Annotated in this window: 10 protein-coding genes and 1 pseudogene; 3 read left to right on the top strand and 8 right to left on the bottom strand. The window is 45.5% G+C overall.

Annotated features, from left to right (window positions below):
- Nucleotides 1–125 precede the first annotated feature (125 nt).
- Complete coding sequence (locus D0A34_15575) at nt 126–1,484, top strand: FAD-binding oxidoreductase (GenBank protein ID UNU20111.1); 1,359 nt, start codon at nt 126–128, stop codon at nt 1,482–1,484.
- A 117-nt stretch (nt 1,485–1,601) separates the two neighbouring features.
- Here the strand turns inward: D0A34_15575 and D0A34_15580 are convergent, their stop codons facing one another.
- The 3 genes from D0A34_15580 to D0A34_15590 all read right to left on the bottom strand — a co-directional run bounded on the left by D0A34_15580 (nt 1,602) and on the right by D0A34_15590 (nt 3,946).
- Nucleotides 1,602–1,988 carry a hypothetical protein gene (locus D0A34_15580; protein ID UNU20112.1) on the bottom strand — a complete coding sequence of 129 codons (387 nt, stop codon included), beginning with the start codon at nt 1,986–1,988 and terminating at the stop codon, nt 1,602–1,604.
- A gap of 242 nt (nt 1,989–2,230) precedes the next feature.
- Complete coding sequence (locus D0A34_15585; protein ID UNU20113.1) at nt 2,231–3,121, bottom strand: ABC transporter permease; 891 nt, start codon at nt 3,119–3,121, stop codon at nt 2,231–2,233.
- An 87-nt stretch (nt 3,122–3,208) separates the two neighbouring features.
- The gene (locus D0A34_15590) at nt 3,209–3,946 is read right to left on the bottom strand and encodes a Uma2 family endonuclease (GenBank protein ID UNU20114.1); all 738 of its coding nucleotides are present in this window, start codon (nt 3,944–3,946) and stop codon (nt 3,209–3,211) included.
- A gap of 122 nt (nt 3,947–4,068) precedes the next feature.
- Between D0A34_15590 and D0A34_15595 the strand changes: the two genes are divergently transcribed.
- The gene (locus D0A34_15595; GenBank protein UNU20115.1) at nt 4,069–4,338 is read left to right on the top strand and encodes a hypothetical protein; all 270 of its coding nucleotides are present in this window, start codon (nt 4,069–4,071) and stop codon (nt 4,336–4,338) included.
- A gap of 329 nt (nt 4,339–4,667) precedes the next feature.
- Here the strand turns inward: D0A34_15595 and D0A34_15600 are convergent, their stop codons facing one another.
- Complete coding sequence (locus D0A34_15600) at nt 4,668–5,093, bottom strand: hypothetical protein (protein UNU20116.1); 426 nt, start codon at nt 5,091–5,093, stop codon at nt 4,668–4,670.
- Between the two features lie 289 nt (nt 5,094–5,382).
- Here D0A34_15600 and D0A34_15605 point away from each other — a divergent pair.
- A pseudogene (locus D0A34_15605) lies at nt 5,383–6,786 on the top strand (ATPase).
- A gap of 163 nt (nt 6,787–6,949) precedes the next feature.
- Here the strand turns inward: D0A34_15605 and D0A34_15610 are convergent.
- The 4 genes from D0A34_15610 to D0A34_15625 form a co-directional block, all read right to left on the bottom strand.
- The gene (locus D0A34_15610; protein UNU20117.1) at nt 6,950–7,285 is read right to left on the bottom strand and encodes a DUF433 domain-containing protein; all 336 of its coding nucleotides are present in this window, start codon (nt 7,283–7,285) and stop codon (nt 6,950–6,952) included.
- Between the two features lie 190 nt (nt 7,286–7,475).
- Nucleotides 7,476–8,498 (bottom strand): daunorubicin resistance protein DrrA family ABC transporter ATP-binding protein, encoded by a 1,023-nt coding sequence (locus D0A34_15615; GenBank protein ID UNU20118.1) that lies wholly within the window; start codon nt 8,496–8,498, stop codon nt 7,476–7,478.
- Between the two features lie 495 nt (nt 8,499–8,993).
- Nucleotides 8,994–9,182: a hypothetical protein gene (locus tag D0A34_15620; GenBank protein UNU20119.1), complete on the bottom strand. Its 189-nt coding sequence runs from the start codon at nt 9,180–9,182 to the stop codon at nt 8,994–8,996.
- A 333-nt stretch (nt 9,183–9,515) separates the two neighbouring features.
- Complete coding sequence (locus D0A34_15625) at nt 9,516–10,439, bottom strand: histone deacetylase (GenBank protein UNU20120.1); 924 nt, start codon at nt 10,437–10,439, stop codon at nt 9,516–9,518.
- Between the last annotated feature and the right edge of the window lie 392 nt (nt 10,440–10,831).

Here is a 10,831-nt window from a genome sequence, read left to right on the forward strand (position 1 = left end):
GAACTTCTATGTGTAGGGTGCGCGCATAAGCACCTTACTGCTTAAAGAAAAATTGCAGCTAGTATTTTTGGCTACTAAGTTCGGCTTGAGAAAATATATAATACTGCCAGCATGGAGTAAACAAAATGACTGCAACTGCGATTCAAAGTATTGACTGGGATGCTTTTTCTTCGGAACTCTCGGGAATCGAAATAATTAGCGATCGCGCGCAAGTTGTCAAGCTATCTCAAGACTATTATCACTTCAGTCCTGTTTTGCAACCTCTCTTAAGTGATAAAACAGGAGATTTAGTAGTTCGTCCCGCCAGCGAAGCCGAAGTTTTGCGGATTGCAGCAGCCTGCGTCAAATCCAAAATTCCGCTAACTGTTAGAGGTGCAGGAACGGGCAATTACGGGCAGTGCATTCCCCTCAAGGGCGGCGTCATTTTAGATACCACCAAAATGCACAGTATCCGCTGGATAAAACCAGGTTTAGCTTGTGTAGAACCGGGGGTGAAAATGTCGGTTTTCGACAAACAAGCGCGAGAAACTGGTTGGGAATTGCGGATGGTTCCCTCAACCTATCGCACCGCAACGATTGGAGGATTTATCGGCGGCGGTAGCGGGGGAATTGGTTCGATAACTTACGGGCAATTGCGCGATCGGGGAAATCTTCATGCCGTTCGAGTCGTTACAATGGAAGACGAGCCCCGCGTCATCGAATTGCGCGGCCATGAAGTGCAGAAAGTCAATCACGCTTACGGCACAAATGGGATTATTACTGAGTTAGAAATTCCCCTCGCCCCTGCTTATCCTTGGGCGGAAATCATTGTCGCTTTTGACGATTTTATGACATCGGCAAACTTCGGTCAAGCTTTGGGCGATGCTGACGGAATTATCAAAAAACTAATTTGTGTTTGTGCTTGGCCGATTCCTGCTTATTTTGCTGCTTTCCGCGAGGATCTTCCTGAAGGTAAGCACTGCGCTTTGTTAATGGTATCTGAATCTTGTCTGGAACCGCTGCAAGATTTAGTGCGCGAATATGGCGGCACAATTTGCTATCAAAAAAACGCGCAAGCAGCGAGCAAAGGTGGAGCCATTGCTGAATTTACTTGGAATCATACAACTCTGCACGCTCGCAGCGCTGACCCGTCTCTGACTTATTTGCAGACGCTTTTTCCCGCAGATAAAGGTTTGAAATTGATTGAGGAACTGTACAATTATTATGGGGATGAGGTGATGATGCACTTGGAGTTTTTGCGGATGAATGGCAGAGCGATCGCCGCGGCTTTGCAAATAGTTCGCTACACTACGGAATCACGGCTCAATGAAATTATTCGCTATCACGAAGAGCAAGGCGCACTGATTGCTAATCCTCACACTTATATATTGGAAGATGGAGGGATGAAAAGTATTAATGTGGAACAGTTGCAGTTTAAAGAGTTGGTCGATCCTTACGGTTTGCTTAATCCGGGTAAAATGCGGGCGTGGTTGGAACGGCATTAAGGGGGATGGTTTTTAGATAAGATTGGGATATTGAAATCGCTGCTAGACAAACGAAGTCCGCCTAAGCGCTGGCTTCGCTCACGCGGACTGAGAAATGAGGAAACAGCAGTTGTAAATTTAAGGGACGGGGGCGGTAATTTCTGCAGGTGCGATCGCCGGTGAAGGCACTGCTTGGTCTGGTTTTTGCAGCATAAGGCGCTGTTTGTTGCGAAATTCTGCGGCCGCATCGTTCAAATTTTGGCGCTGTTGGCTATTAAATTCTTCCATGCTGCGACCGCCTCCCAATTGAGATCTGTGAATTAAATCAAATATTCCGCTTCCGTCGCTGCGGCCGGAAAATGGGTCGGTATTGTCTTGAGTTTGAAAGTCTTGCAGGGGTTGGGCATTATTTAAACCGCTGGCTTGAGCGAAGCTTGCTTGAGGGGAGAACAGAGAACAGGATGCGATCGCGCTTGCAGCAATCCCCATCATCAATTTGCCCGATTTGGAAGTGTTGGTGTTCATAATTTATTAGTTGAATCTTCAAAAAAACAATTCTATCTAAACAATATTCTGACTTGCGACTAAATATTATATTACTTCACTGGGGCTAAGGACACGGCAATGCCACGTCCCTACAATTGACTGCGATCGATCCGTCCACCATTGATTGTATTACTTCGATCGGGCTAAGGACACGGCATTGCCGTGTCCCTACCATTGAGGGTGCAGGTTAAACGATCGCCCGCAGATTTGCCACGATCGCCCTAAGCAAACCTGCGTCTCAGCAGCGGTTGAATGCTCAGCAGCGCCACCAAATCAAACGCCAGCAGCACTAATAGCGCTCCTCCAAAGGTAACATTACCCCAAGGAGCGTGCATCACGACACTGGCTAGGGACCAATCGCTGTGCAGGTACAAATAGCGGATGGGTTCGATCGCGTAACTCAGAGGATTGAGAGTCACCACAACTTGCAGCCACTCTGGCATAAATGACAGCGGCGCGAGGGCTGTGCTGGCAAATAACAGCGGCAAGTTAGTAACAAAAATTACCGCAATTAATTCTACGTGACCGGGGAGAGCGAAGGCTAAACCCAGACTCAAGCCGGTGACGCCCAAAACTAATAGTAGGACAATTAGGGCGATCGCCCCCAGTCCGGCAATACCGGGGAATCCCGCGCCCAAAAACGCCCCCGCTGTAACGATTGTGCCGGTTTGGATAAAGCTGAGGGTGACGATAAAAATAGCCGAAGCTAGGACGATCGAAAATCTGGAAGCCAGCGGCGCGACTAACAAGCGGTTGAGAAATCCGAACTCGCGATCGAACATAATCGGCAAACCGGCATTCAGCGCCCCGGCAAATGCAGTAAAAACGATCACGCCAGCGCCGAGAAATTGTCCGTAATTCTGGCTTTCGCCGAACAAGCCGGCGGGTGCATTTTCAAACAGAGCTCCGAACAAAACCAACCACATCAGCGGCTGAATAATGCCTGCAACTAGCGTCGAGGGGCGGCGCTGCAATTGAATAAACAGGCGCTTGGTTAAGGCGAGTGTTTCTTGAATGAAGTCGCCCAGCAGGGAACTGGAAGTGTCAGCGGATCCCGTGGAGAGTGGCCGCTGCTGGTTGAGGTTGTTGGGGGATGTAACAGTACCGCTCATAATTGCTTGCGCTGATTTTAATTAAATCTAACTCTCTTTACAGTAGCAAGTCTGGAGGTATTGGTGGTGTTGGGCGGGCGATCAAGCTTACAACTGTTGGGGGTCAATCCCTTTTTCTCGCAGCAATTCTATTAAAGCTTGATAGCGCTGCTGTTCCTGTTGTCGCAGAGTGCGTTCTTCTTCTAGCTGTTGCTGAGCGAGTTGTTTTTCTTGCTGTTGGCGATCGGCACGTTGGCTTTCCTGTTCTCGAAGTTGATCTAATTCTACGGAAGTGAGGAATCTGCGATCGTCTGGGCGATAAATTTCGAGGGTTTCTGGTGTCATTTGAAACCGTATCCCCAAGCGGGGGCTAACCCAACCGTTGATTTCTTGGATTTCTTCTAGGCGATCGCCCACTCGCTGAGATCCTGTAAATTCTAAGGTATCTGGGTCATAGATATAATATTCTTCTACTCCGTAGTTTTGATAGAAGAATAGTTTTCTGAGCATTTCGGTGTTGGTATTTCCTGGGGATAATATTTCAAATACTACTTGAGGCGGAATATTATCTTCTTCCCATTGTTTGTAACAACCCCTGTCTCCTTTTGGTCTGCCAAAGACTGCGAGTATATCTGGTGCTTTGCGAATTTTGTTATTGCCTTCGACGGGATACCAGAGTAAGTCGCCGGCAATAAATACGTCAGGGGAAGTAGCGAATAATATTTCTAGGTTTTCTTTGATTGTAACAATCCAGCGGAATTGTTTGGTGTTGTCTGCCATTGGTTGACCGTCGCTGTCGGGATAGATGACTTGTGGTGTTGTTTGTGGGGCGAGTTGTTGTACCATGCCGTTCACCTTTTGGCTGCAATAGTTTTAATTATATCATGTAAAAGATATCGTGTTAAATTTGTAACAAGCTATCATTAACTCTGCTAGCTAAAAACTTGATTTACTAGGAGGATAAAGCTATGTCATCAAGGGCGATCGCCACTTTGGTCGAGATTATGGAATCTTTGCCAGAAACTCTTCAAGACAAAGTGGTTGAACATTTGCGAGAATATCTTGAAGACTTAAGGGATGAAGAGCAGTGGAATTTATCTTTTCAGAACACACAACAATCGCTGATTATGGCTGCACAGCGCGCCAAACAGGAAATTTCCGAAGGAAAAGCACAGCCATTAGATATTGATATAGCTTTAGAAATACCAACACTAGCCGACTATCCCAGTCGCCGATAATTTATGCAATTGCCGCTAGAATAGAGGCGAAAAATTATAGCAAAACAAGCTGAGGCAATGTTGCAACATTCCCAGGAAGATAGAGAATGGCAAGAATTAGAAGCAGGAGATTTAAGTGACTACTAAAGTAGATTATCAGTAGTCACTTATCAAGAGCGATCGCTCTTACTCAATGAAGGGCGATCACTTTTCACTGCGGTAGAGTGATAGAAGGGGCGCTCCCTAACTAAAAATTGGATTAAAGGAAGGCGAAGCTGCTTTGCAAAATCGCCTTTTTCTCCTAATGTTTGTCCGAACCTTTTAGGTAACGCAGATTGTGGATATTGAGTCTACCATGTCCGGTAGCTATCGTAACAAGAACGTCCTCCATCGCCAACCCAAGTACCTTCCCTCGGATGCTTATAGTTACAAACCTCATTGAGATGATGGAACTCCTGTTTCCAATCAGGGTCATTGACCGTGACATTTCCTGTAACGCCTACATTCGGCACTGGTCCCTGCATTCCGCCTTGTACACCCATTTGAGTTTGTCTAGTAGATGCCCGTCTCGAACAGATAATACGGTCATTCTCAGGATCGAGGCGAGCAGATGTATTTTGACCGTAAGTATCCTTACAAAAGCGGTCTGCATCTGACTGGTTTATATCAGAAATTTTGTAGGTTACTCGTCTTTGTCCTGGTAGCAGTGGTACTTCAGCAAAAACAGCTTCACCAATTGTGCTAGTTGCTACTAACGCGCAGACTGCTGAAGACATTAGTGTACTTAGCCAAGATGTTCTGAACATATTTTTCACGTTTGATTTGCTAATAATGGCATTTGGCGTTTTAAGCCTCTACCTAAAGTTAGGTATTTAGTTGAAAGGCTTTGAGAGGATTATATTAATATTTTTTATTATTGCCTACTATAAAAAGTATCTTTGGGTATTCATTTTAAAACCTTTTTTGTTAGGATAAAAATATTTTAAGTAGCGATCTGGTAGTAAAAAGTAGTAAAAAGTAGGAAAAAGTGGGATAATGGCTACAAGATTAACATCTGCATGACCTATGGACGTTCAGGAAGTATTGAAATTAGCGGATGAACTAGCGGTGGACAAAACAGGAAAATATTTGGATGACATTCAAAAGGATACACTGCGAGGTATTTGGGAACGCAAGAAATACTTGGAGATAGCAAAAGCTTCCAACTGTAGCGAGACTCACATTAAAAAAGTAGCCTCCAAGTTATTCAGGCTATTCAGAGACAGACTTACTGATAAAAAACTTAAAAAAACTAACTTTAGAGCAACAATGGAAAGATATGAAATTTCTCAATGTTCTAATTTCGTAAACTTTAATATTGTACAAAAAAGTAACATCAATAACTTCTGCCCAGAAACATCCCACCCTCCCAAAACTCTACAATACTCACCCCCACCACAAACCTTAAATGAAAACAACACCCAACAAAAACTCGATTTAAGAGATGCACCAGAGCTCAAAACCTTCTACAACTACCCCAACTCACCCCTCACCGCCCTCGAAACCTGGATTCTAGAGCAAAACTGCCGCCTCCTCACCATCACAGGCATGGCAGGCACCGGCAAAAGTGCGATCGCCCGTCACCTCATCCCCCAAATTCAAACTCAATTCGATCGCATCATCTGGCGCAGTCTCCGCACCTCCCCACCCCTAGGAACAACCCTCAAAAATATTATTCAATTTATCTGCGATCGCACCGATATTAACTTTTCCACAAACACCGATGATCGGTTGTCAATCCTAATAGAACCATTGCGCGAAAATCGCTGTCTCATCATCCTAGATGACGTGCAGCAAATTCTCAGCAGCGGGCAACTTGCAGGACATTATAAACCCGGATATGAAAATTACGGAACCCTATTTAAACTTATAGGCGAAATACCCCACAATAGCTGCTTAATCCTCAATAGTTGGGAACCTCCCTCAGACATCATCACATTCACCGACGATAATTCAGCAGTATGTTTATTGCAGCTAACTGGTTTAGGTGAAACAGCCACAGAAATTCTTAGAGAGAAAGGTTTATTGGATGAAGAATACTGGCCAGAATTGATTGAGCTTTATCAAGGCAATCCCCTCTGGTTAAAATTAGTTGCTCAAACTCTTAATAACTTATTTAACGGTAGAGTCTCTCAATATTTAAGTTATCAACCAGTATTTTTAGGTGACGAATTGACACCGATATTGCAGCAGCACTATCAGCGGTTGTCGGAAATAGAAAAACAGGCGATTTCGCAACTTAGTAATGAAATGGAGCCTGTTTCATTTACCCAATGGATGGCAAAATGTCAAGGATCACAAAGCGAATTATGTAAAGCAATTTAATCTTTAGCCAGACGGGGAATGATCGAAAAAGTGAGCTGTGAATCTGAAATAGTTTTCAGGATTCCACCTGTGTTAAAACAGTATGTTAAAATGGTTGCAGAATAGTCTTAAATATCTAGCTAATTGTTACAAAAGCAGATACAACACAACTCCTTTTCTCGCAAACCAACATCCTGAACGCGAAGCAAGTCAAGGTCTGGCTGACGCAGGAAAAGCCCTCGAACAATATCGCCATTAAAATTTTCATCGCTCAACAGCCGCAGCATAGTTAACCCTCAAGATTTTTTTGGGCTAACAAACGCGATCGAATAACGCTGAGATCTGGTTGAATGCCTAACAAACGCTGACGGACGGAATCTGCTAATTGCTCGCGATAATAGAGATAAGTTTCCACTGCTTCTTGGTGTCGGAGATAATAGCCGATCGCACTATAGACATCAGACAATGACACAGTTGAATAACGCTGCACAATTGATTCCGGCGACGCCCCATCCTGAAAAGCTCTAATCACCACTTCCAGCAAAACTCTTGAGTTTCCCACCCGAATAGCACCTGTTGCATCTTCTCGAAAAGGAGGCGCTTCAACTTCTAAAACAAGATTCATTTATTAATATCTCCCAAAATCACTATAGTATTTTTCGATTCACTCTTAAGATTATAGCTAACTTATCTCGCTTGTCTGCGAAGGCAGACTTCGTTTGTGTAGACGCGGTTTCCAACCGCCGAACTATCTAAAAAAGAGAAGAAGGCTTTCTCTTCCTTCTTCCTTCTTCCTTCTTCCTTCTTCCTTCAAACTACGATCGCATCGCCTGTTTTTGTTCCGCCTTCAAATCGCGCTTGCTAGCAGCAGCCAACTCCGCATCCAACAGCGTCTTACCAGTCGCAGCCAAATACACATCATCCAAACTCGGCCGAGATTGAGCAATCCCAAAAGTAGGCAATCCCGCATTTTTTAAAGCTTGCTGAATAGTCACTAGCGCATCGCTTTGCGGTGTTACTACTAAATTGAGAGAATTTCCTTGAGCCGCGTTGACAATTACTTCCTGCACAAAAGGCAGCGATTGCATCAGAGTTTTAGCTTTTTCGGCTTCTTCCATCGGCGAAAACTCCCGAATCCGCAGAGTCACCCGATCGCCGCCAACCCGATTTTTCAACTCCTCCGGCGTACCCTCAGCAATCACCGTACCCTTGTCAATAATCGCCACGCGATCGGCCAAAGCGTCAACTTCTTCGAGATAGTGACTGGTAATCAAAACCGTCGTACCTTCTTCCCGCAAGCGCCGCAGGAAATCCCACACTACCACCCGGCTTTCAATATCGAGCCCGACAGTCGGTTCGTCTAACACCAAAACATCCGGCTGGTGAAGCAACCCAGCAGCTAAGTCCAGGCGTTTGCGGATACCGCCGGAATAAGTGCCCGTCTTTTTATTTTCCCACTCTTCCAAACCGAGGAGTTTCACCATTTCGTCAATCCGCCCTTTAATCGTATTGCGCGGCAAATGGTAAAGCGCTGCTTGCAGTTGCAGGAGTTCCCGCCCCGTCAGCACCTTATCGAGAGCAACTTCTTGGGCGACGTAGCCGAGTTTTTGTCTGGCCATTCTCGGCTGGCTGACAGCAGAAATGCCAGACACTTCAATGCGTCCGCTATCGGGCGCACTCAAAGTACAAAGTACCCGCAGGGTTGTGGTTTTGCCTGCACCGTTGGGGCCTAGCAAACCAAATATTTCCCCCGGTTCTACCTTGAAGGAAACATCTTTAACGGCTTCTACAGTGCCGTAGCGTTTCTGAAGATTTTCAATTAAAACGGCGGGAGCCATATATTTTGGGGATGAACTGGTTGTTAATATTTTGACACTTCCGGGCTCAAATTGCCGGAATGGTCGATCGACCAATGCGACTCGCTATCCTTGTAACGATCGCACAATCCTCCTCAACGGGAAACTGCTTATAGTTGTGATTTTTAATCCCAGTTTAAAAAATATTAACTTTATAGCGGTTCTCCGCCCCGCTCCCCATCAGTCTTTTCGCCTCTCAACTCTCAAATCTCATCTCCCAAAAATTATGAGTTTTGAGTTAATTATAACTTCTCAGTTACTAACTCAAAACTCACAATGTTTCAACAAGTAGAGATGCACCCACAACCTGTTATTTTATAATTATCTCTACCTATAGGCTGATGTGTAGCGCGATTGTCATAATTAACACCCTAGTCAAACACATCAAACTTTCGAGCTCAATATTAAACACCGAAAACTTCCCGAGGTGGCAAGTTCTACTTTTAACTCCCCTCAAGAAAGTTGAGTGTGGCGTCTTTAATCGATAATTTTTACCCAACCGCGGCGCACGTTGTACAGCAGTCGGTTGATGATGGCATACTCATCATCATTCAGTGTTCTTTCTAAGAGTGCAGATCTGAGCTGTCTCCGGTCGTGGCGAGTCACGACGCTGGAGAACATGACCTGACCAAATAACTCTTCGAGTGTCATTTGGGATACTGACATGATAAACCTCCTAGTTGATTGAGACAGATAAAATTTTCACAGGTTGACTGTAATCCTATTATGCTCTCTGCGAGCGACTTCAAAGGCGATCGAAAACATTGACACAGTGTGATTTTTTGGTTAAAAATCTGTGACCAAGACTTCGATGCCAAGTGACTTGGATCTCTTAAATTTGTGATGCTGGTCACGGAAGTCAGGAAGAACTCAGAAGGAAGAGGGAAAAAGACCATCAAGCACGATCGCCAAATAATCGCTTCGCTTCTCGCCCTCAAAAGATCTCCACCCCCTCCTCATGGCTTCTCAACCTCATTTTCCCCTATGCCAATTTTCCAGCTAATTGAGGCATCGGTCAATAGTCGCGACAACCGACTCGGCCAACTCTTTCAGCGCGTAACCCCCCTCCAAACCAAAGGCGATGCGGCGGGTGATTTGCAGGCAGTATCCGGTGAAAGTACCGTAATCTGACGGAGCCAGAGTCATGCTAGCCAGCGGATCGGACGCAGTAGCGTCATAACCGGCGCTGACAATCAACAAATCCGGTTCAAAGTTTGACAAAAACGGCACGACAAGAGATTCAAAGGCGCTCAGGTATTCAGCTATGCCGCCGCCCGGATACAGGGGAATGTTCAGCACGTTGTCGTAGGCCCCGCGCTCCTCGGCATCTCCCGTTCCCGGATAGCAGGGAGATTGGTGCAGGGAACAGTAAGCAATTTGCCGGCAGTTTTCCACCAAAGATTGAGTGCCGTTACCGTGGTGTACGTCCCAGTCGAGGACGGCGACGCGGTTGATTCCCGGCTGTTCTAGGGCGTAGTGAGCAGCGATCGCAGCATTGGAAAACAAGCAAAAACCCATCGCGCGGGCGTTTTCGGCGTGGTGTCCCGGCGGCCTGGCCAGCACAAAAGCCGGTTCCCCCGCAGCCACCACTCGATCGACCCCATCGAGCCAAGCACTCGCCGCTAGCAACGCTACGTCGTAACTTTCAGCAGAAATCGGCGTATCGCCGTCGAGGTAGCCGCCTCCCCGATGAGCCAAATGTTCGACTTCTTTGATGTATCTTTGCGAGTGAACTTTTTTGATCGCCGAGAACAGTGCTTTTTCGCGGTGCGCCACTGGGGTGGGCAGTTGCCACTCAATTTGAGCCGCCCAAGGAGCAGCTTTCAGAGCGTTGGCGATCGCCGTTAAACGTTCTGGTCGCTCTGGGTGAAGCATTCCAGTCTTGTGCAGCAAGAAATCTTCGGAGTAGATGACGGGTAGCATCGGCTGATTTTAGATTTTAGATTTTAGATTTTAGATTTTTAGTTGGCTTTAAGAAGGCCTTCGGTTTTGTGAAATTAAAATTGCGATCGGGCCACCATTTTAAATTTTTATATAGCCCTCAAAAAAACTCACCAAAGCATGAAACCCGGTCGCCTAAAAAAACCTTTCTAGCTTTTGCCAACGGCTGACAAAATCACCAACTGACAAATTATCAATTGTCCTTGTTTCGTCCCTTAATTTTTCTGACAACTTTTCCATAAAGTCAAAGGCAAATTGTGATATAATTTCAGGAGTAATTTGCAATATTTGGCAGCTCTACTGAATCCAAACCGATTTTATCGCATTTTTGAGATTTATAGCGGTCAAATTTAAATTTTTAACGGAGTTTTTCA

The sequence above is a fragment of the Microcoleus vaginatus PCC 9802 genome, assembly GCA_022701275.1.
Classification (GTDB): domain Bacteria; phylum Cyanobacteriota; class Cyanobacteriia; order Cyanobacteriales; family Microcoleaceae; genus Microcoleus; species Microcoleus vaginatus_A.